At 65.0% G+C, this 21,665-nt stretch carries 19 protein-coding genes and 1 riboswitch; of the genes, 3 read left to right on the forward strand and 16 right to left on the reverse strand.

Annotated features, from left to right (window positions below):
- Positions 1-2: 2 nt before the first annotated feature.
- From E2I15_RS28080 to E2I15_RS28095, 4 genes are all read right to left on the reverse strand, one after another.
- A complete protein-coding gene (locus E2I15_RS28080) occupies positions 3-689 on the reverse strand; it encodes a hypothetical protein (RefSeq protein WP_246668058.1) in 687 nt (228 codons plus the stop codon).
- 120 nt (positions 690-809) lie between these two features.
- The gene (locus tag E2I15_RS28085) at positions 810-2,861 is read right to left on the reverse strand and encodes an alkaline phosphatase family protein (protein WP_137479069.1); all 2,052 of its coding nucleotides are present in this window, start codon (positions 2,859-2,861) and stop codon (positions 810-812) included.
- Positions 2,862-3,102: 241 nt separating this feature from the next.
- Entirely contained in the window at positions 3,103-4,479 is a 1,377-nt protein-coding gene (locus E2I15_RS28090; RefSeq protein WP_137478854.1) for a cytochrome c peroxidase, read from the reverse strand.
- Positions 4,476-5,261, reverse strand: a complete 786-nt coding sequence (locus E2I15_RS28095) for an EfeM/EfeO family lipoprotein (protein WP_137478853.1) — start codon at positions 5,259-5,261, stop codon at positions 4,476-4,478. Before E2I15_RS28095 ends, E2I15_RS28090 begins: the two co-directional genes overlap by 4 nt.
- Positions 5,262-5,385: 124 nt before the next feature.
- Between E2I15_RS28095 and E2I15_RS28100 the strand changes: the two genes are divergently transcribed.
- Positions 5,386-5,994: a prepilin peptidase gene (locus E2I15_RS28100; RefSeq protein WP_246668056.1), complete on the forward strand. Its 609-nt coding sequence runs from the start codon at positions 5,386-5,388 to the stop codon at positions 5,992-5,994.
- A 20-nt stretch (positions 5,995-6,014) separates the two neighbouring features.
- Here E2I15_RS28100 and E2I15_RS28105 read toward each other — a convergent pair whose 3' ends face one another.
- Genes E2I15_RS28105 through E2I15_RS28150 form a run of 10 tightly spaced genes read right to left on the reverse strand, consistent with a single transcriptional unit; the run spans position 6,015 to position 14,197 of the window.
- A complete protein-coding gene (locus tag E2I15_RS28105) occupies positions 6,015-6,659 on the reverse strand; it encodes a hypothetical protein (RefSeq protein WP_246668055.1) in 645 nt (214 codons plus the stop codon).
- Entirely contained in the window at positions 6,659-7,222 is a 564-nt protein-coding gene (gspM, locus tag E2I15_RS28110) for a type II secretion system protein GspM (protein WP_028340302.1), read from the reverse strand. Before gspM ends, E2I15_RS28105 begins: the two co-directional genes overlap by 1 nt.
- A complete protein-coding gene (locus E2I15_RS28115) occupies positions 7,219-8,292 on the reverse strand; it encodes a PilN domain-containing protein (RefSeq protein WP_137478851.1) in 1,074 nt (357 codons plus the stop codon). The genes gspM and E2I15_RS28115 overlap by 4 nt, the downstream gene beginning before the upstream one ends.
- Entirely contained in the window at positions 8,292-9,206 is a 915-nt protein-coding gene (locus tag E2I15_RS28120; RefSeq protein ID WP_137478850.1) for a type II secretion system minor pseudopilin, read from the reverse strand. The genes E2I15_RS28115 and E2I15_RS28120 overlap by 1 nt, the downstream gene beginning before the upstream one ends.
- Positions 9,206-9,913 (reverse strand): PulJ/GspJ family protein, encoded by a 708-nt coding sequence (locus E2I15_RS28125; RefSeq protein WP_137478849.1) that lies wholly within the window; start codon positions 9,911-9,913, stop codon positions 9,206-9,208. The genes E2I15_RS28120 and E2I15_RS28125 overlap by 1 nt, the downstream gene beginning before the upstream one ends.
- Positions 9,910-10,317, reverse strand: coding sequence for a prepilin-type N-terminal cleavage/methylation domain-containing protein (locus tag E2I15_RS28130; RefSeq protein WP_137478848.1), 408 nt, complete (start codon positions 10,315-10,317; stop codon positions 9,910-9,912). The genes E2I15_RS28125 and E2I15_RS28130 overlap by 4 nt, the downstream gene beginning before the upstream one ends.
- Positions 10,295-10,756, reverse strand: a complete 462-nt coding sequence (locus tag E2I15_RS28135) for a type II secretion system protein (protein WP_137478847.1) — start codon at positions 10,754-10,756, stop codon at positions 10,295-10,297. Before E2I15_RS28135 ends, E2I15_RS28130 begins: the two co-directional genes overlap by 23 nt.
- A gap of 15 nt (positions 10,757-10,771) precedes the next feature.
- A complete protein-coding gene (gene gspG / locus E2I15_RS28140; RefSeq protein WP_137478846.1) occupies positions 10,772-11,287 on the reverse strand; it encodes a type II secretion system major pseudopilin GspG in 516 nt (171 codons plus the stop codon).
- 17 nt (positions 11,288-11,304) lie between these two features.
- Positions 11,305-12,516: a type II secretion system F family protein gene (locus E2I15_RS28145; protein ID WP_137478845.1), complete on the reverse strand. Its 1,212-nt coding sequence runs from the start codon at positions 12,514-12,516 to the stop codon at positions 11,305-11,307.
- A gap of 4 nt (positions 12,517-12,520) precedes the next feature.
- Positions 12,521-14,197 carry a GspE/PulE family protein gene (locus tag E2I15_RS28150; protein ID WP_137478844.1) on the reverse strand — a complete coding sequence of 559 codons (1,677 nt, stop codon included), beginning with the start codon at positions 14,195-14,197 and terminating at the stop codon, positions 12,521-12,523.
- Between the two features lie 337 nt (positions 14,198-14,534).
- Here E2I15_RS28150 and gspD point away from each other — a divergent pair, with 337 nt between their 5' ends.
- The gene (gspD, locus tag E2I15_RS28155) at positions 14,535-16,922 is read left to right on the forward strand and encodes a type II secretion system secretin GspD (protein ID WP_170991505.1); all 2,388 of its coding nucleotides are present in this window, start codon (positions 14,535-14,537) and stop codon (positions 16,920-16,922) included.
- 76 nt (positions 16,923-16,998) lie between these two features.
- A complete protein-coding gene (locus E2I15_RS28160) occupies positions 16,999-17,472 on the forward strand; it encodes a tetratricopeptide repeat protein (RefSeq protein WP_028340292.1) in 474 nt (157 codons plus the stop codon).
- A 7-nt stretch (positions 17,473-17,479) separates the two neighbouring features.
- Here the strand turns inward: E2I15_RS28160 and E2I15_RS28165 are convergent, their stop codons facing one another.
- Both E2I15_RS28165 and E2I15_RS28170 read right to left on the reverse strand, forming a co-directional pair.
- A complete protein-coding gene (locus E2I15_RS28165) occupies positions 17,480-18,979 on the reverse strand; it encodes a PepSY-associated transmembrane domain-containing protein (protein WP_137478843.1) in 1,500 nt (499 codons plus the stop codon).
- Between the two features lie 2 nt (positions 18,980-18,981).
- Positions 18,982-21,264 carry a TonB-dependent receptor gene (locus E2I15_RS28170; RefSeq protein WP_137478842.1) on the reverse strand — a complete coding sequence of 761 codons (2,283 nt, stop codon included), beginning with the start codon at positions 21,262-21,264 and terminating at the stop codon, positions 18,982-18,984.
- Between the two features lie 106 nt (positions 21,265-21,370).
- A riboswitch (cobalamin riboswitch) is annotated at positions 21,371-21,566 on the reverse strand.
- Positions 21,567-21,665: the final 99 nt, after the last annotated feature.

Here is a 21,665-nt window from a genome sequence, read left to right on the forward strand (position 1 = left end):
GCTCACTCCGAAGCCGGCGGCTCAACCCACACATCGCTCTGCTGGATCCGACGGATCAGCGCTTGCGGGTCGAACTTGCGCAAGCCTGCGGGAATTTCAAACGTCTGCGCCGGCTGCGGCTCGTCGCGGATGTGATCGGCAGCGATCACCGTCCCATCCGCGGTCTTGATCCGTACCGGAAACCTGCGCACGCGATCGATCCAGCCGACAAAGCTCAAGCCGGACGGCGCGGCGATTCGAAAGACGTCGGTGTCGTGCCCCGCGATGGTTTCCTCTCCATCGCGCCGGCAGTGCCACGTCGCGAGGTCGATCGGCGCGGATAGCTGCGCCATCGCCAGCCATTGCCGGCAGGGATCATCCGGATCGACCGGAATGAACATCCGGGTGAGCGGGCTCGATTGCCGCGCGTCCATGTAAACCCGTGCCGCGGGACGGACGAAATAGGCTGCGGGCTTGCGCGTATCGATCAGGAAGAAGCCGTCGGGCAGCGCGCTTGTCTCGATCCGTGCTTTTGCGCCGGAGACCCGCAAGGCTCCCATGGCGGCCGCCGTATCGTCCTTGTTCGCGACGAGGTCGGCGGAAAACTGCTGCGCCATGGCCGGGATCGCCGCGCCGGCCAGGATGGCGACGGCAAGCAGCCCGGCCGCGACGCTGCTGCTGATCGAGCACATCTTCTCGTTGCGCTTCATCGCATGTCTCCGGTCGATCAGGTAGTGGGCGGGTAGAACAAGACGGCGCCGACCGAACCATTGGTTCGATCGGCGCCGCCCTCGGATGGAATCAAGGCCTCGCTGTGTGCGAGAGCCTGATCACTCGGTGTAGGACAACGTGACCGGCTTGCTGAAGTCGAACGCGTCGAACATGTCAGACAATGCCGGGCTGTTGGTCGGAACGTACTCGTTGTTCTTCGAGTAGGTCGGGTTCGGCAGGTTATCGCGGCTGCGGTTCGTGATCGGCTGGAGAGCCCAGTTGCGTTCGATGAACTTCAGCAGCGAAACGTGGTCGGCGTAGTTGTGGTTGACCTTGCCGCCCGTCGAATAGGGCGAAAGGATCAGGGTCGGAATGCGCGGTCCGTCGCCGAAGAAGTCGATGGACTGCTGGTAGCCGGAGTCCCAATAGCCGCCGGCCTCGTCCCAGGTGATGAAGACCGCGGTTTCAGCCTTCAGCTCCGGATTGTTGTCCAGCGAGTTGAGCACGTTCAGGACATAGGCCTCGAACAGATCAACCTTCGAGCTCTGCGGATGACCATCGAGCAGGCCGTCCGGCTTGCCGAACGACACCGCAGGCAGCGTGTTGTTCTGGATCGCCGTGATCAGATCGGCAGTGTCCTTCATGTGAGCCTGACGCACGGCCGGGTTGGCCATGATCGAGGTCGCATACTGGAACGGATTGCAGATCTGGCAGTAGGCAACACCGAGCGCGTGCGCCGGATCGGCGACCGCAGCGGCACTGAGGTTGGGGTTCGACGGATTGGCGGCAACCGCGGCGTTGGAAAGCGCCACAGCGTCGTTAAACGCGCCGCCGTAGAACGCCCAGGAGATGTTCTTCTCCATGAGCGCATCGCCGATCGTGCGAACCGACGACGGCGGCACGTTGTTGCCACCCGACAGCGCGCCGTTCGGCAGATAGCCCGGGTTGACGTTGTTGAGCATGTAGTAGTGGTTGGGCTTGCAGTTCGGCTCCGCCGCGTACGGCAGATTGTTGAGGTAGGTGACGATCGGCTTGACGCCGGGCTGGAAGACATCAGAGCAGTTGCTCCAATTGCCATCGACGGTGTAGCGGTTGACCGAACCCGCGACCGGATTCGGATTGGCGATCAGGTTGGCCGGCGGCGTCACCGGATTGCCCTTGCCGTCGCTCCAGAAGGCCGCATCGCCGGTACCGAGCATGAAGTGGTTCGCGCCGGTGCCGCCATGGAACGACTGGTGGAAGTTGTCGCTCAGGGTGAAGCGATCGGCGAGCATCTTCAGGACCGGAGCCTGCCCCTGCTGGGCGTTGTAGAAGCCCATCGAGTTGGCCATGCTCTTGTTGGATGCCGAATAGGTCGCCATCACGAACGGGAACAGGTCGTTCAGGCAGCCCGAATTGTTCTTCTTTGTGGCGTTGGCGGCGCTGCAGTCTTCCTGCTGCCAATCCTGATAGAAGCGATGGGTCGAGTCGCCGGTGTAGTCGTCGTCGCTGATCTGCTCACCCTGCAGCTGGAACGGTCCGTTCAGACCGCCGGCGCCGGGAATGCGAGTATCCAGCACACCGGTCGGCAGGCCGCTGAAGCCGGTGGTGAGGATATCGAGATCGGCCGGGTCCATGTCCTTCTCGACGCTGGCTTCGGCGATCGTCTTGAACGGGGGAGCGGTGTCGCTCTGCGCGGTCGGCGTGCCGGCCGTGTTCGGCTGCGGCATCGGGTTGGTCGCGTTGTAGGGCGACTTCGCGATCGTCGGTGCGCCGATATAATACAAGGGCTGGCCCGCGACCGAGGACTGCTGCGCCTGCGCAAAGTTCGGTCCCGGCGTTCCATCCTCGTTGACGATGCCCTTCGACAACAGGTTGGAGATGGTCTGCCCCTTGCCCTTCGGCTTGTAGATACCGAAGGTGTGATCGAGGCCGCGGTTTTCACCGATCAGAATGATGACGTGCTTGATCGGCGACGCGGTCTTCACGCCGTGATCGCCGTCATCATGATGTCCATGGTTCTCATGCTTCGCACGATCGCCCTCTTCGTGCGCCTGATGATTGTGATGCGGACGCTTGTCCCAATCACTGCGACCGCCCGGATAGTGAGCGGCATATGCTGCTGTTGCGACGAGCACCGTTGACGCGATGCAGAGCGCGGTGCTGGTTCGCCAGTGCTTTTTGTAATTCAAACTCATTGTCGACCTCAGGGTGTTTGCGGTTAGCAACACACACTGCTTAGTGCGACAATATGACGCATGGTTTTCGCTTACGTGAAAGCGCGCAAGAAATTTCGAAACGTTCAAATATTTTCTGTGGAGACACCCGCCGCTGCGCCGCGTCTCCACGATTCAACTATGCAATCAATGATAGAAAACTGATCGAGCATCCGCGCTACGCCGCAGATCGCAAAATCACTGCACTAAAATACAATCAGTGCGAAAGGTGCTTGGAGCGCATCACTTGGCGAAGCGCGGCATAATGCTGGTCATGCACGTCTTGATTGAATAGCGACCATGGCTCGGCGCTGGCCAACAGCGCAGGCACTGCGGCGGCCATCAGATTGCGATAATTCCTGAACTCGGTTGCGGCATCCGCGTTGCGCCCTGCCGCAACCGCCATCTCGATTCGCCGCAGCGTGAGCACGAGTTCCTTGAGGCCGCTGCGCGCAAGTACGCGCTGCTGCTCGCCGCCCGAGACGCTGGTGTTCTTGCGATCCGGATATTGCTCGGTCAACTCGCGCAGTTCGCGGCCGATCGTATCGACCGCAAGTGCGACGATGTCCTTGTCGCCGGCAGGAATCGCAGTCGCGAGCACCGTCGAGAAATCGTTGATCTCCTTCAGCGTTGCACCGGCACCGTCGCGCTCATAGGGCTGCACGCCATCGCCCACCGCCGCAAGGTAGGCAACGAGGTCGTCCTTGTCTTGTGCCGAGAGGTCGAGCTGAAAAATCCGGTCGAAATAGTCGACAACCTGGCTGTAATTGTCGAAGCGGCCATCATGAAAGTACGGCGCGTTGAAGTCGGCGTTGCGCAGTGTCGGCGTCTTGAACAGGCCGCCCGAACCGATGTCGTGCTGCTGGTGATCGACAAAGCCGGACGACGGAACGTGGCATCCCGCGCAGCTCAACGATGGATCGTGCGGGAACGGCTTCGCGAACAGCGCTTCGCCGCGGCGCTCCGCGTCGGTGATCTTGCCGGCCAGCCGCCCGGCGGGACCAAGGCTCGGATTGGGCAGGAAGTCGATGTCGTGAATATACGCCACGATCGCATCGAGCGTTGCCGGCGACGGCTCCGGACCTGCGAACTCGTTGGTGATGACGTTGTGGACGAAGTCGCGCAGCGAGGCGAAGCGGCCGTCGGCGCCGTAGGGCGCAAGATAACGGGCGCCGCGCAGGCTCGGGATCCGCACGGGATCAAACGCCAGATTGTTGGCCTTCGGATTGAACAGCGGACCGGTGGTGTCGAACGTGCCGGGCCGGCTCGACATCTTCGGCATGAAGAATTTGGCGTTGTTCGCGCCATTGACGTGGCAGGTGCCGCAGCTCACGCCGGCCTGACGCGCCACATCACCGAGCAGCCCCGGCGAATTGAACGCGAGATCGCCGAGATTCACCAGATAGGACTTGGCTCCGGTCCGCTCGGACTGGAACACCTCGCGCGGCTTGTCGAGCGCATCCTCGTTCAGCTCGGTCGCAACAGGCAGCACGGTCTTGTCACCGTCGACCGGAAACGCCATCGCACGCCCGAGCAGTGCCAGGGCGATGACGCCGGAGAGCAGCGCAGCCAGACGCAGGTGAAGCGATCTCATCGCGCCTGGGCCTCCAGGGTCGGCCGTTGCAGCCCGAGCTTTGCCGAGGCGCTCTGCAGCGCAACGACCAGTTCCTCGCTGGTCTGGCGCAGATCGGCAATATTGACATGCGGCAGGTCGGGCGTGGCGACAATCGCTTCGAGCTGCTCGATCCGGTTGATCACCATCTCGTCGAGCTTGCCGTCGACCGTGTTGAGCGCGGCCGAGAAGATCGTGTGGTAGGCGAAGTCGATGCCGGCGATGTTGTTGCGCATGTCGTCCAGCGAGGTGCCGCTGATGCGCGACTCGCCGCCATCGGCCTTGCTCTCTCCGACTTCGTAGGCAAGCCGCACCGTGCCATCCAGGAGGCCTTGCGGCGTCAGCTTGATATCCTTGAGCTTGCCGTGGAGATCGTTCAGATGCTCGACAAGGCCGGTCGCATCGGCGGCAACGTCGGTGCTGGCAGCTCCGAACAGTTTCGCCTCGATGGCATGGAACCCACTGTCGGCGTTCGGCCAGGCGTCGATCTGCGCATCGAGCTCAGGCACGAAGCCTGCGGTGAACACCTCCGAGCGCTCCCAGCCGGCGCGCGCCGACAGCCAGGCCTTCTTCGCTCCAGGCAAATCCGCCGCCGCGGCGCGCTCGCGCAGCGCACGCGCGCCTGTCAGCGCACTGGCGACACCCTCGATCAAATATGGTCGGTAGCGCTCGGCGCCCTCCTCGAGAGCGCCGGCATTCGCGGCACGCACGCCTGCGAACGCTGCCAGCAAAGCAAGGCACGCCGCCACCTGCATCTTGTGCATAGTCAATCCACTCGTCTGCCACGAAGGGCTCGCGGCATGTAGCGGGGCGAACTATTGTCGGTATCCTATGCGGATTTGTGACAGCGCAGACTTTTTGTCGCACCTTTTTGCTTCGCCAGCGTCGGTGACGATCACAATCTCGCAAACTCGTTCGCGCTGCTGTAGACCGATTGAAACTGGACTGTTCAACGCGCGTGAGTTGTTGCAACACAACGTCCGCACCTGTCACTTATCCGTCGCCATGCAGATTGATCGCGAAGCTCTTTATTTTATCGGATCTTACGGCGCGCTTTGCATACTCTGCTGCGCCGTCGCGCTGATCGATCTTCGCCACGGCATCATTCCCAACTGGCTGAACTTGGCGATCGCGGCGCTCGGTCTCGCAAACGTCGTCGTCACCGAAGACGCGATGGCCGCCTTCACCGCCATGGCGATCGCAGTCCTGGTCGGCATCCTGTTCGTTCTATTGCAGCGTCTTTACTTCGCCTTGCGGCAAGTCGACGGATTGGGACTTGGCGACGTCAAGTTTCTTGCCGCCGCGGCGATCTGGGTCGGCGCCACAGGCATTCCGACCTTGCTGCTCATTGCTGCGCTCGCGGCGCTCGGTGTTGCCGGCGGTCTGCAACTCGCCGGCCACGAGATGAAGCGCCAGACCTCGATCCCGTTTGGCCCGTTTCTGGCGCTCGGGCTTCTCGTGACGCCGGCCCTTCAGAACTGGCTTGCGTTGAGCTAGCGCCACGGCGGGACACGCAGCTACATCTGGCGCCGCGCGGCCAAGGGCTTCTTCTCCGTGCTGACCGGAACGAGGCGGACATCGCCGCTCTCGTCAACGCCGGGTTGAGGCAATGTGAGCACTGCCCCCTGATCGTCCTTCTGCATCGTGACTTCGCGTCCGTTGATTGACCGCAGCTTCCATCCCTGGAAGTCATCGCCGATCTTCAGCCGCAGCGCCGTCTTGGTCGATTGATCGAGAAAGATCCCGAAGCTTTCGTCATCTCCCGCGATCGTGCCGACCAGCGACAGCGGCGGTGGCTCGATCGCGACCTTGCGCGGCGGCGGTGGCGTCGGCTTGCTGACCTCCGGTTCCGCAACGACGGTAGGTGGCGGCCGCCGTGACGGCGAGAACACCGGACGGTCGCGCGTGTTGGACAGCGTCTTGAGCGGGATGCCCCACAACGGATTTGCACTCAGCGGCCTGGGCGTCGGCGCCGGCGACGGAGCCACCCGGACCGACGTCACCGGTTCGGACGGCGGCTGTGAACTCAGCACCGGTCCGCCGAGACGGGTATCGTCGAGCATCCCGGCGTCCAATGCATCGCCGGATGGGGCAGGCACCGCAGCCGGCGCCGCATAGGCCGACACCGCCAACAGCACGATGGTCGCTGCCAAACGTCGCATCATTTGGCTCCTCGCCATTGTCCGGAGACGCCGAGCAGCACACGCAGCTTGCCGGGATCGGCGCCCTTGGCGGCCTCGTCGGCGACGGGTTGCACGACCAGCTGGTCGATGAACAGGAACGGCATGCCGGCTTCCAGATCGTAGAGCACCTGCTGCAATTGCGCCTGCTCGATCTCGCTGCTCGCGACCATGCTGATGAAGCCGGCCTTGGCCGGTGCGTTCGGAACATCGAGTTGCGTCGACAGCACGTTGCCACCGGCCTTGATCACCGCCCCCGACACGCGTTGCAGCAGGGTGGCGCCGGCCACCGTGACGGTCGCACCCTCGAGATAGGCCGAGCCGGTCGGCATGGCGGGTTGACCGGGCGCGGTATTCGCCCTGGATCGCCCCTCCAGCTGCTCCAGCATTCCGGCCGCTGCCGCAACATCGCTGCGCAGGCCGATGATGTCGGAGAGCGATGAGATGACGACAAAGAGCAGCAGCACGAACAGGCCGAGATAGCTCGCGGTCGCGACCATTGGCGAGGTGCTGACAGCCGTCAGCGATCGGGATGCTGCGCTCATGAGCCGGACCCAAAATAGGCTGATATGTTGGCCTCGACGTGGAACCGCTCGGCCGATTCATTCGCCGCGCGCGTCGTCGGCGCGAAGAACGTCGCGCGGGTGAATTGCGGCGACTGCTCCAGCAGGCGGATCAGGGACGGCGCATCCTGGGTCAGTCCCACCACCTGCACCTTGTTGCCCTCGATGCGAAGCTCCGTCACATAGGTCGTGTCGGGCAGCACGCGCGAGACCGCTTCCAGAACCATGACGCTCGACGGCGTCGTCTGCTTGCGCTTGGCCAGCAGGCCGAGCCCGGACGAGTCGCCATTGGCATCGAGACGCAGCGCGGCGCGGCGCTGCGCGATCCGGTGTTGCAGGTCGTCCTGCTCGGATTGCAGCCAACCGCCGAGATAGATGTTCAACAGCAGCGAGACCGCGGCCGCGGCCGCCGTCGAGACCAGGCCGACGCGCAACAGGCGCGGCACCGAAGGCCCGGCAAGGCCGCGCAACGACTTGTCGAGCAGCGTCACCTGCTGCGCGGCGCCGTCGCCGCCAATCGCCGGCGCCGAGACCGCGACGGAGGCGGCGCCGAGCATCCTCGCCATCCGGATCAACGGATCGACCTTCGTCGCCGCGGTCGCGCCGAACGCCACTTCAATGCGGTCGTTGGCGATCGGCTGCGGCGAGCTCCAGCCAAAGACGGCATCGGCGGCGCTCCATGGTGTCAGCCGGTCGACCTGAGCGCGGATCATGCCGTCGAGGAAGTCGCTTGCCTGGCTCGGGAAATCGAGCACGCGGCTGACGATTTGATCCGATCGCAAACGCACCTCGATGCGGCTGCCGTCGAACGCGGCCTTCCAGTCGGCAGGCAGCGGAGGCTGCGGCGCATGGTGATCGAGCCGGAACGAAACCGGCGTCGAAGGCGAGCCATCCCTCGAGACCGCGAGACGCGCTGTGAACGTGCCGTCGCCATTCTCGTCGAGCTCGATGCTGCGCCGGCGCATGAACCTGCCGGCGACGCCGTCGACGGCGGTCGCGACCGCGCCGATCCATTGCTCGAACCATTGCCGTGCCTCGGCAAGCATTGCCATCATCCTCTCTTGCGCAGCAGAACCGGGTTTCGCGGCTCGACATCGTTTTGCCAGGACAACACCCGATAAGGCTCGACCTTGTCGCCGAGTGCGATCACCGCCTCGGATGTGGTGCGGTGACCGTTGCGGAAGCGGATCGAGACTGCGATCCGGTAGCACGGGCTCTGCGCCGTCGATGCCGCGCCTTGCTGGTTTGGGGCCTGCGTTCCCGCAGCAATTCCGTTCGGCGAAGCCGGACGCGCCCCGAAGCCGTCCTGGTCCTTCCCCGATGCCTTATCGACGGCGAGCGCGACTTCCGGCGCGGCGATGGTCGGATCAACATCCGGACCGCCGTTGAACACCGTCACGAACGGCAACACGCGATCGACAAACTCTTCGGGGATGCCGGCGACCAGCGCCAGCTCGTTGACATGGATGAACAGCCCCTGCCGCGGCGAATAGCCGAGCGCGTTGTAGCGCGCCGCCTCCACATTCTCGCTGCCCGGCGCGGGCCGGGTTCGCCAGCCGACGATCCGGTCGGCATATTCGGCGGCGGCGTCCTTCCTGGCGCCGAGCACGACGAACAGGCCGATCAGCATCTCCTTCGACGCGTAGTTCAGATCAAGGCGGCCGGCCTCCGACGTGAAGGCGACACCGACGCTGGCATCGTCGAGGCCGAAGTGAAACGCCCCGTACTGTGGCCTCGTCTTCTCGTCCGTGAGCGTCAGCTGATAGGCGGTGAGCTCGAGCCCGGCCGACACCAGCGCCTCGGTCTGCAACGCCAGGTCGCTGGCCGCCAGCGCGCGCGCCGACGCGGCCAGATAGGCCGAGAAGATGATCGCCAGCGACGACAGCGCCAGCAGGATCCAGAGCACGGCAACGATGACGAAGCCGCGATTGGCCGGCGATCGGCCGATATTGCCGGACGCGCGCATCACGTCTTCCCCTGATCGGTGGGACTGCCGGAACTTTGCTTGTCGCCGCAATTGCCGTCCGGCTTGGTGCAGTCGCTCGGAATCTGGACATGGACCGGCGCGATGGTCGACACCGACAGGACGCGCTGGCTCGCCGCATCGCGGACGGTCAGCCGGATCATCGCCGGCAGTCTGTCGGCATCCTTCCACGCGCTCTTCCAGGCCCGGTCGGCACCGGCATAGGCGAAGGACAACCGATAGGGCGCGCGCAGCAGCACGACCGGGCTGCCGAGATGGACCTGCTCCGACAGCGACACCCCGTTCGCCAGCGGCGTGAAGCGCGTCTGCGTGCGAACCGTGACGAACTCTCCTCGATCTCGCGTCTCGCCAAGACGTACCACGTCGAGCCCCGGCCCCGCATTCGGTCCCACCGACGTGCGCACGAACATCACGGACAATTCCGATCCGTCGAACAGCGGCTTGTGGCTGTCGCGGTTGGCGGCAACGAATTCCGCGGCGGCAAGATCGGCGCCGATCCGCTCCAGCGCGATCCCGATCAATTCGCTGCGCTGGATCCGGTCGAGGCCCCTGTTCCAGCTCGGCAGCCATTGCGCCGTGATGCTGGCGAGCGCCGACAGCAACAGCCCCATCAGCGCCAGCGCGACGATGGTCTCGATCAGCGTAAAGCCACGCTCGCCCGTTCGCTGGTCTGCCCATGCCCGGGTCATTCCGACGACCTCGGCATCAGGCGCACGGTGCGAATGTCGGACAGCGCGCCGCCCGGGGATTTGACGCGAATGCGCACCAGCTCCGGAGCCCATGGCACGTTGCCCTCGGGCACCTTCCAGTCGCCGCCGAGCGGACTGACATCAATCGTCCAGCGGTAGCCTTCCGCCTGCCCTGTCGAGGTGCCCGGCTGCAATTCCGCGCGGGGCGGGATGCCGACCGTCATCAAGGTGCGCACCGCCTGCATCAGCGCCACGTGCTGCTCCAGCGCCCGCACGCCGCGCGTCTTGACGCCCATGACGGCGCCGATCGCAACGATCGAGACAGCCACCAGCGCCAGCGCCACCAGCACCTCGATGATGGTGAACCCCGCATCAGCGCGGTCAGTTGGCGACGTCGCGAGCAACGATTTCTACCCTTCCGGTAAGCCAGTTGACGCGGACCTCATATCCCGCATCGAGCCGCGTCAGCGCGATGGAGCCGCCGCAGGAGCCGCCATTGGCGAAGAAGCGGATGGTCGACAGTGCGGCACGGCGCTGACAGCTCTGCGGCAGCAAGGCATCGAATCGCACGTCCTCGGGGATCCGCACCGTCATGCGCGACGCGCCGGAGTGGATCACCCGGCTCGGTGCATCGACCAGCGTCGCAACGCTGGTGCTGCGTTCGATGGCCGCATTCCGATCGGCCTTCAGCAGCGTCGCGGTCTGCAACGCATAGGCCTGCAGGCGCGATCGCGAGGTCTGGTGCGGAATGAACGGAAGCAGCACGGCCGCCAGCAGCGCGATGATGGCGAGCACGCACACCATCTCGAGCAGGGTGAAACCGCGCTGCGTCGCGTCATTCATGCTTGCCATGCATCCTTACTGGTCGTTGTTGGCGGCGGTGGTCTTCTCGAGCGAGATGTCGGCGGAGGTGCCGCTGCCGCCCTCCTGACCATCGGAGCCGTAGGAGACGATGTCATAAGGCCCGTGCTCGCCGGGCGAGCGATAGAGATAGGGGTGGTTCCATGGATCGTTCGGAACGTTGCCGCCCTTCAGATACGGGCCGTTCCAGGCCGCGACCCCCGGCGTGCGCCGCACCAGCGCGGCAAGTCCCTCCGCCGTCGACGGGAAGCGCCCGGCGTCGAGATAGAACAGGTCGAGCGCGCTGGAGAAGCTCTGCAACTGAATGCGCGCGGTCTTGACCTTGGATTCGCTGAGATAGTTGAGCACGCGCGGGCCGATCAGCCCCATGATCAGGCCGATGATCGCGATCACCACGAGCATCTCGACAAGCGTGAAACCCTCTTGCCCCGAGCGCCTCTGGCTTTGCGACGGCGTGCGAGCGGGTCCCGCTCGCGTGGCGAAAGCCTTTATGATGGTGTTGCGCGATATCATGGCCGATGACCCCTGCTCTAACCGACTAGCTGCGTGACCGAGAGCAGCGCCGTCATGACCGACACGATCAGTCCGCCGACCACGGTGCTGATCGTGATGATCGCCAGCGGACCGACGATGCCGACGACCCGGTCCAGGCTGCGCTGCAGTTTTGCTTCGTAGAATTCCGCGACCCGCCCGGCCAGCACCGGCAGCTGCCCGGTCTCTTCACCGAGCCGCAGCATGCGGACCGCCATCGGCGGCAGGCTGTCCGCCACCGCGAGTGCTTCCGATAATTTGCCGCCATGGCGAACGCGGTCGGCGGCGGCGGTCCAGTTCGCCTCGCTTCCGGTCACCGACATGATGTCGACCAGGATGCGCAGCGCGGCGCTGAGGTTGACGCCGCTGCCGAGCAGGACGCCGAGATTGCGGCAGAACAGGCTGGCGCGATAGAACTGGAAAGCGCTGCTGATACCCGGCACACGCGAGATGGCGTTGACCAGGGCGGCGCGGACGCGCGCCTGCCGCAGCAGCCACCATGCGAGCGCAATGGTGGCCGCGCTGATCAGGCTCGCCGCGGTCGCATTGGCGCGCAGGAAATCCGACACCGCGATGAAGCTGGCGAGCGCCGTGTCCGACTTGCCGCCGAAATCGCCGAGCACGGTCGAGAATTGCGGCAGCACGAACAACAGGAAGAACAACATCACGCCGGACGCCGCGACCAGCACGAAGGCCGGATACTGCATGGCGTCGGTCAGCTTGCGCCGCATCTGCTCGGACCGCGCGCGCTCGGTTCCCAGCATCTCCAGCACCGAATCGAGCGTGCCGGAGATTTCTCCGACCCGGACCAGGGCGATGTACATCGGCTGGAACAGGGTTGGATGATCGGCGATCGCATCGGCAAAGCTCTCGCCGGTGAGCAGGGCGGCGCGAATTTTCGCTACCACGGGACGCATCCGGCCGACATCGGCGTCGCCGGACAGCAGCTCCAAGGCATCGTCGAGCCGTGCACCGGCCTTGAGCAGCAGCGCGAGATCGCGTGTGAACGTGGTGACCTCGGCCGCGCTCGGCCCGCCGAACAGGCTACGGCTGCCGGCGGCGCCGGATGCGCGCTTGTCCTCGGTGGTTTCGATCGGCAGCAGCTTGAGATATTCGATCCGCCGCGCCACCTCGGCCGCGGTCGGGGCGGAGATCGTGCCGTTCACGATCTCGCCGGCCTGCGTCAGAGCGCGATAGCGATAATTCGGCACGGCGTCACCGCACAGTTGCGACGCGGAGGATCTCGGCGGGCGAGGTCAATCCGGCGCGGCATTTCGCGACCCCGTCGTCGAGCATCGTGGTCATGCCCGAGCGGATCGCCATCGTATCGATCTTCAGCCCGTCAGTTCGCTCTCCGATCAATTCGCGCAGTTCATTGGACAGTTCGAGCAATTCGAACACGCCGAGGCGGCCGCGATAGCCGGTCCCGCCGCAGCGCTCGCAGCCGCAGGGCTCCTGAATGATCTCGCCGGCCTTGAAGCCGAGCGCGGCGAGCCGGGGGTCCTCGGTGAAATCGGCTGTTGCCAGCGGCCGCGCCGTCTTGCAGCGTTCGCAGAGTTGCCGGACCAGACGCTGTGCGATCACGCCGCGCAGCACGGAACGCAGCAGATAGCCTTCGACCCCGAGGTCGAGCAGGCGCGGCACCGCGGCCGCCGCCGTCTCGGTGTGCAAGGTCGTCAGCACCAGATGCCCGGTCAGCGCCGCATGCACCGCGACATGCGCGGTCTCGGAATCGCGGATTTCACCGACCATGATCACGTCAGGGTCTTGGCGGACGAAGGACCGCAGCGCGGTAGCGAAAGTCAGGCCGATCGCGGGCTTGATCTGGGACTGGTTGACCCCGGGAAGCTCGTATTCGACTGGATCCTCGATGGTCAGGATCTTGCGGCTCGGCTCGTTGAGGATCGACAGGATCGTCGCCAGCGTCGTGGTCTTGCCGCTGCCGGTCGGTCCCGTGATCACGACCATGCCGTGCGGCAGCTTCAAGAGCCGCCGCAGCTTGGCTTCGTCGGGCTCCGAGAACCCGAGCTTTTCGACCACCAGCAGGCCGCGATCCTTGGGCAGGATGCGGATGACACAGGATTCGCCGTGCTGCGTCGGCATGATCGCGACGCGGATATCGATGTCGGTGCGACCGGCCCGCAGCCGCGCCGCGCCGTCCTGCGGCAGGCGGCGCTCGGCGATATTGAGGTTGGCGATGATCTTGATGCGGGAGACCACCGCCTGTGGCAGCACGCCGGACAGCGCGGCGACCGGCCGGAGCAGGCCGTCGATCCGCAAGCGCACCATCAGGCCGGCGGAAAACGGCTCGATATGGATGTCGCTGGCGCGAAGCTCGACCGCCTTCTCGATGAGATCGTTGACCGCGCGCACCACCGGCGCGCCGCTGGCGAGATCGCGCAGGCTCTCGATGTCGTCTTCCCGGGGCAACGCCGCCGCGCTATCGGCGGCCTCGGTCTCCTCGGCGCTGGAAGAGTTGTTCAGCGCGATTGCGACGTCTTCCGACGATGCGACTTTCACATCGATATCAGCGCCGAGCACGATCTGCGCCGCCCGCAGCGTCGCCTGGTCGGTCGGATCGACGACCGCAAGCACCGTGGTCCCGTCGGTCGTCCGGCACGGGTACACCATCGTCTCGCGCAGGAAGCGCGGCGAAAACGAGCCGACCAGCGGCTCGGCCGAGGTCATCTCCTGGAGCGTCAGGCGGGGAAGCGCAAAGAAGCGCGCGGCTTCGTCGGCGAATTCTGTCGGCGAGAGGCTGGTGACCTCCCACAGCTTCAACTGCCCGACGTCGGCGCCCTGCCCGGTCCGGTCAGCCGGTCCATCGATCGGCGCCAGGTGATTGTTCTGACGCAGATAATCCACGAACCGAACGGACAGGTCGTTGGCCATTCTCGATATCCCGCCACACTATCCCGGATCAGTTCGTGCCAAGTGCCGCTGCGCGCCGGCGCATTCGGCTCCCGGCAATTGTGCGGTTATCGATCCGAAGTGTGACAGCTGTGCGAAGTCACATCATTCGCCCCGCTCAAGAAACTTTGAGGGTGGCATCGCGGACACAAGCAGCGCGCCGGCTGCACAGTTCAGGTGCGATGCGATGGGCAGGTCGCGAACGACAATCATGTAACCAATTTATTTCTGTCATGTTCGATCGCTAAGAGTCCCTCCGGGGTAGGACCGATCGTCGCAAGCAAATCGAAATTTCAGTTAGTCAAAGCGAAGGGCCTTCATGCAACGCGTAGGCACAGTGGGCCGCTGCCCGACGATCCGTGGCGGCCTCGCAGCCATTTTTGCCTTGACGTCACTGGGGTTGTTGGCCTCCTGCAATTCCGCGACGGTCGGCGAGAGCGTGGATGCGTCCCAACTCGACGTCACCGACAAGGTGCGCTCGCTGGATCTGGCGCAGCGTCAGCCGCAACCGGTGGGCGCACTGGCGGCGACGGGCGGCGGCCAGAGCGGCGGCGTCCGGGCGGCGATGTATGACGGAAGCGAAGTGACCGCGGTCGCGGACGCGCGGCCGCAGCCGGCGTCGAACGGCAATGGCTTCGATCTGAACTTCGAGAGCACGCCGGTGGCGACCGTCGCCAAGGTGGTGCTCGGCGACATTCTGCATGTCGGCTACACCATCGACCCGCGGGTGCAGGGCACGGTCAGCCTGGTCTCGGTCCGCCCGGTGCCGAAGTCCGACATGGTCTTCGTGCTTGAAAACGCACTCCGCCTGAGCGGCGTCGTGCTGCTCAAGGATACGGCAGGCTATCGCCTGACGCCGCTCGGCGACGCCGTCGGCGGTGGCCGCGTCGATGCCGCGGCGGCCAATCCGGAACCCGGATTCGGCATCTCGGTGGTCCCGCTGCAATATGTGTCGGCGCAGACCCTCATGAAGCTGACCGACAGCTTCGCCACCAGGGCGGGCGCGATCCGCGCCGACACGACGCGCAATCTGCTGCTGATCCAGGGCACCGGCGCCGAGCGCCGCACCGCGGTCGATACCGTGCTCAGCTTCGACGTCGACTGGATGCGCGGCCAATCCGTCGGCATCTTCCCGATCTCGAGCGGCTCGCCCGCGCCGGTCATCGCCGAGCTGGAGAAGATCGTCGATTCCGGCGAGAACGGCCTCAGCCAGAACGTCATCAAGTTCATGCCGATCGCGCGCCTGAACGCGGTGCTGGTGGTGACCAAGAAGCCCGACATGCTGCACACGGCCGCGACCTGGATCAAGCGCCTCGACCGCAACGATACGGCACGCACCTCGGTCCATGTCTACCGCGTCAAATACGGCGACGCGCGCCAGATGGCGCGGGTCCTGACCGACATGTTCCTTGGCGGATCGTCCGGCAACCTGCTCGACAGCGCCGACAGCCAGCTCGCGCCCGGCTCCGGCACCTCGTCGACCTCGAGCGTCGCCGACCGTCTGTCGCTCAACAACAACAACGGCTCGAATTCAGGCATGAGCGGCTTCGCATCCCGCGGCACGTCGGGGACAGGCGCAACAGGCCAGGGCCTGGGCCAGGGATTTGGCGCCGGCGGGCAAGCGAACAATCCCAACAATCCGGGCCAGGGCAACAATACCGCGCTGGATGCCGGACGCGGTGCCGGCGGCGGCAACGGCCAGCCCGTCATGCAGGACGTCCGCATCACGCCCGATGTCGTGAACAACAACCTGCTGATCTATGCCGACCAGGCCAACTACCGGATCATCGAGGCGACGCTGCTGCAGATCGACGAGCCGCAGCTCCAGGTCGCGATCGACGCGACGATCGCCGAGGTCACGCTCAACAACACCCTGTCCTATGGCGTGCAGACCTATCTCACCAGCCAAAACCTCGGCCTGAAGCCGAACACCGGCTCGATCCTCGGCACCCAGGCCACTTCCGCGCCCGCGACCACCACGGACGCGACCACCGGCGCGGTCTCGGTCGCGGGATCGCTCACCAATGCCTTCATCAACCAGAGCTTCCCGGGCTTCAACTTCCTGATCGGAAATGCAACGCAACCGAGCCTGATCCTGGATGCGCTGCACGCCGTCACCAGCGTCAAGGTGCTCTCCAATCCCTCGCTGGTCGTGATCAACAACCAGGTCGCGACCCTGCAGGTCGGCGACGTCGTCCCGGTCTCCACCGGTAGCGCGACGGTGCTGACCACGAGCAACACGGTTGTCAACACCATCGACTATCGCAACACCGGCATCATCCTGAAGGTCTCGCCCCGCGTCAGCGTGAACGGCACCGTGCGGCTCGATGTCGAGCAGGAGATCAGCAACGTTCCCCAAAGCAACGGCAGCACGGTCAACCTGACGCCGACGGTGTCGGAGCGACGGGTCAAGAGCCAGATCTCGGTGGCCAACGGTCAGACCGTGCTGCTGGCCGGCCTGATCAGCGAACAGCAGAGCGGCGCCCGCAATGCGCTTCCGGTGCTCGACCAGATTCCGGGCCTCGGTGACGCCTTCGGACATCAGAGCAACGGCACCCAGCGTACCGAGCTGATCATCTTCATCCGCCCGCAGATCATCCGCAATGGCTCTGACGCCCAGACCGTGGCCGAGGAGCTTCGATCGAAATTGCGCGGCAGCATCGCCACGACATCGACCAATGCGCCGATCACCACCAGCTATCACTGAGCCGGGCAGCAGGATGCGCCGCGTCCTCGCACAACGGACAGGCCTCTCGACTTCGCTTGCGATCGTGCTTTGCGCGATGACCGCCTCTGTCGCGAGCGCCGACAGCGTGGCGCGCGGATCGGCCGCCTTCCATCGCGGCGACTATGTCCGGGCGGCTCGGGAGCTCGCGCCGGCCGCCGAGCGCGGCAATGCACGCGCGCTCGGCATGCTCGGCTTCTTGTATGAGCACGGCTTCGGCGTGCCGCAGGCCTACGCAGCCGCCGCCGACTGCTACTATCGCGGCGCCGTGCAGGGCGACCCGTTCGCGCAAGCCCAGCTCGGCCTGATGTACGACAAGGGTCACGGCGTTCCGACAGATTTCGTGCTGGCCTACAAATGGCTCAATCTGGCCGCGGCCCGCTCGAACGGGCGGCAACGCGACGCCTATCTTCGGTTCCGCGATGCGGTCGCATCCAAGCTCTCGACCTATGAGATCATTGCCGGTCAGCGATTCGCACTGGAATGGGCGCCCGATCGGCCGGCGCCGGACGTGCACCTGACCGTCAAGTAATCGCAGCTTACGCGGGCGTGCGTACGAGGCTCGCGGACACGCGCCTGCCTCGTACCTTCCGCCGCCGCAACCGGCGCCAGCCGATCACGATCCCGCTGATCGAGATAATCGTGCCGACCGCCGACAGCAGCCACACCACGACGTCGCGCGCTGGCGAGATGCGCAGCAGCAGCGGGAAGTCGAGGCTGTGCAGCGCGTTGAACAGCCAGCGGTAGGACCGGCGGCTGTCGTCGCTGCGGTCGAGGACCTCGCCGGTGACGGGCGAGACATGCAACCAGGTGCGGGCGGGATCGTCGAAGCCGATCCGCAGTACCGGCAGCTCGCGCGCCTGGTGCAGCGTGTACCAGTAGGCGTCGGGTTGATCGAGCTGCCGTGCTGATGTCATCGCAGCGCCGGGCATTGCGTGTCGGGCGGCAGCGATGATCTCGTCGCGCGAGAGGGTCATCTGCGCACCGGTCACAGGATCGGCGATGCTACGGCGGCCGTTACCATCGTCGAGCAACATCAACCCGTGTCCGCCGATCCAGACGAAGCGCGCCTCCACCGCCGGCATCGAGGGTGCCGACGGGAAGCTGGCGACGATGTCGGGCGTATCATGGCCGCTGTAGCCGATCGCAATCTCTCGGGTGATGCCGCGAGCGGAGAACGCGCCGCCGGGATTGAGCGACAGCCAGCCGCTGAACATCCAGGTCAAGACGCAGATGCCGCCGATCAGGCCGGCGATGTGATGCCAGGCCATCCAGCCGCGATAGGGCGAGACGACGCCGCTCGCGTAGCGGCGCGTCAGCCGCAGGCGCAAAATGCCGATCCAGAAGCCGGTGACCGCGACGACAAGACAGACACCCGAGATCCACAGCACCACATCCCGCCACAGTGGGCCGTCCTTGCGCAGGACGGTCGGATAGATCCAGTGCGGGATCGCGCCGAGCCAGTTCCAGATACGCTCGCGACGCGTGGTGTCGAGCGCGATCTCGCCGGTACGCGAGGAGACGTAGAGCTCGGTGCCATCAGGGTCGCCGAGGCCGATCAGATAGAGCGGCCGCAACGGATCGAAGCGCGCGGTGACCGACCATTGGTCGCGCGTCACTGTTTCGATCAAGCGTGGCTGCACCGCCTGCGGATGATGGCGTGCGATGGCCAGCGCCTGGTCCGGCGTGATGCGGTCGATCACGCTGCCGTCGATCGCCGAAACCGTGATCGCCTCTCCCTGCCAGCCGGTCACCCGATAGACGGGCGTGTCGTCCATCATCGAAAGCCGCAGGTCACGCGGATAACGCTCCACGCCCGCGATCGCCATCGCACGATCGGGTGCGAGCTGCACCTTGTTCCAGGGAATGACAGGGAGCGCGGCGAGGCGCTCGCTGTCGGTGAGACGCGGAAACGCCACGTACATCATGACGAGGCCGGAGATGAACCACATCGCGAACAGGAGACACGTCGCAATGCCGATCCAGCGATGGACGATATAGAGCCACCGCCGCCCGCGCCGGATCAGAGCGTTGCGCATGGTCAGAACTTCACGTTGACGGACAATTCGGCGGTGCGCGGCATGCCGAGCAGCCATTGCCCGGTGCCGTTCGAGGTCACCGCGTAGACCTTGTCGAGCAGATTGTAGAGGCGGAACGCGACCGTGGTGCGGTCATCCGGCTTCCATCTGATGCCACCATTGACCACGTTGTAGCCCGGCCGCAGCTGGGTGTTGGCAAGATCGGAGTACATCGCGCCGACGATCTGCACGCCGCCATAGACCGACCAGTTAGGTGCGAAATCCCAAGTCAGCCAGACGTTCGAGACCTGCTGCGGCACGTTGACCGGGACATTGCCGTTGTAGCTGACGATCTTGCCGCCGACCACCTGGCTGTTGTTGTCGTATCTGGCGCGCAACAGCGCAAGATTGGCGTCGACGCGCCAGGCGTCGCTCAGCTCGAGCCCGATCGATCCTTCGACGCCGCGCGATGATTGCTGACCGATCTGCAATGCCAGGCCCCCGGTGGGATTGCCGGGGTCGGGAATCGTCAGCCCGGTCTTGACGATCTCGTAAGCGGCCAGCGTCCACTCGCCGCGGCCGCCCCAGAACGACTGCTTGACCCCGATCTCGGTCTGCTTGCCGGTCGCAAGCTGGAACGTTTTCTGCGTGGTCGACAGCGAGATCAGATTGCTGACCGGATCGACGCCGACCGCGTACTGACCATAGAACGCGAGGTTCTTGATCGGCTCGTAAACGAGGCCGGCGCGCCAACTGGTCCCCGATAGCGTCGTCTCGAAACTGTTTGCCGGCGTCTTGTAGTCGGTGCGGTCGACCTCGGGGCGATCATACCTGACCCCGGTGACGAGCGACAATTGATCGGTCAGCGAGAGACGATCCTCGGCGAACAGCGCGTATTGATTGACGATCGCGTTGAAGCCCGGCGTCGTCGCCGTCGTCGTCGCGAAGAACGATCCCGGATCGAACACGTAAGGATTGACCGACGACGCGCCGCCATAGGGCGAGTTGTTGGTGTGGGTGAAGTCGATCCGGTTGACGTCGAACCCGGCGACAAACTGGTTGGCAAGTCCGAACATATGACCGCTGAAGGTCGTATCCATCCGGTTGCCGAGCTGCTTCTGGTCGTGGAAGATTTCGATATAGCTCGTGCGATCGATCAGCTGGGTCTTCGGATTCCAGGTGTAGTTCTCGATGTCGCGCCAGTGCCGCTCGCTGGTCAGGTGATACAGCGTGTTGTTGACCTTGATGCCGTCGGCGACGTCCCACTCGGTCTTGAACTGGGTCCAGCTGTCCTGATAGCGGATCGCGCTATCCAATGCGTTGTAGTTCTTGAAGCGCAGCGCGTCCTGGATCGAGCCGTTGATCAGCGGCGTGCCGAAATAGCGCGACGGACTGCGGTCGCCGTAGTCCTCCGACAGCGTGAAGGCGAGATTGTCCGACGCCTGCACCCGCACGGCAGCGGAGACTACCGCGTTCGAGGTCTTGTCGCGATCGACCCAGCCGTCCGACATGTTGCCGGTGGCGTTGACGCGGTACGACACATTGGGATTGATCGGACCGGTGCTGTCCACCGAGAGCCGCCGCGTCATGTTGCTGTCGAGCGAGACCTCAGCCTCGTTGTAGGGCGTGCTCTGCGGCTTCTTCGGGATCACGTTGATGACGCCGCCGATCGCGCCTTCGCCATACAGCACCGAGGCCGGGCCGCGCAGCACCTCGATGCGCTGCGTCGACCAGGTGTCGTAGGGGAACGTCAGCGTGCCGGAGCCGATATAGAAGCGCGTGCCGTCATACAGCGTCATCACCGAGTTGCTGCCGGCAAAGCCGCGGGTGCTGAACGACAGGCCGCCATTGCCGGGCGCAGGCGTTGCGGTGAACCCGGCCGCGTCCTGGGTGACGGCATCGAGCACGTTATGCTGGCCGCGCTCGGCGATGGTCCGCGCCGTGATGATCTCGACGCTGGCCGGCGTCTGCAGCGGCGTCAGATTGAGACGACTGCCGGTGCCGCCCTGCGTGGTGGCATTGAGCGTCGGCGATGCCGCTCCCGATGCGCCTGACGCCGCGGCGCGCGGCATGTTACCGGCTGGTGCGGCCGTCGCGAGCCTCGGCCGCGGCCGCGCCGCAGCGGCCATGTCACGGCTGCGCGCCGCAGGCTTCGGCTTTGCCGCAGCGGAAGGCGCGACCTCGATCGGATCGAGCCTGGTCGGCGGAGGTGTTCGTGCCGAGCCTTCGGCCGACAGCAGCAGCGATGACAGGGAGCAGACGAGACCGAGGCGCCATTTGCGCGCAACGGGAGAGGACGGAGACATGAAACGACTCGCGGTAACGTGGCACGTCACCGCGAACGCGGACTGGCGCATTGCCCAAAAGGCAGTGCTCCGATCCCACCAGGACGCCCCCGCCCGATGTGCTCGCGTGTGACCACGACTGACGGTAGGTCTCCTGGCTCACGGGTCTTCGCCTGTCGACGCCTTCCCGGGCCTGATAGCCCAGTGGCAAATTGACGAAAGGCTCGCCGTTTACAGTTGCGGGGACAGCTGCGGCATTGGGGTTACCCTCGCACCGCATTCCCTTTTGATCCCCGAAGGGAACCGTCGGCAAAAACGATAGGTGGTGCCGGCAAGGCTGTCAATTCGATGCGATTGTCGCACACATGCTTTGCCAGGTTATGCTGCGGCGATGACACAACGGCATCTGCGGCTGATGCGGA

Source organism: Bradyrhizobium sp. BR2003 (assembly GCF_009720285.1).
In the GTDB taxonomy this organism is placed as follows: domain Bacteria; phylum Pseudomonadota; class Alphaproteobacteria; order Rhizobiales; family Xanthobacteraceae; genus Bradyrhizobium; species Bradyrhizobium elkanii.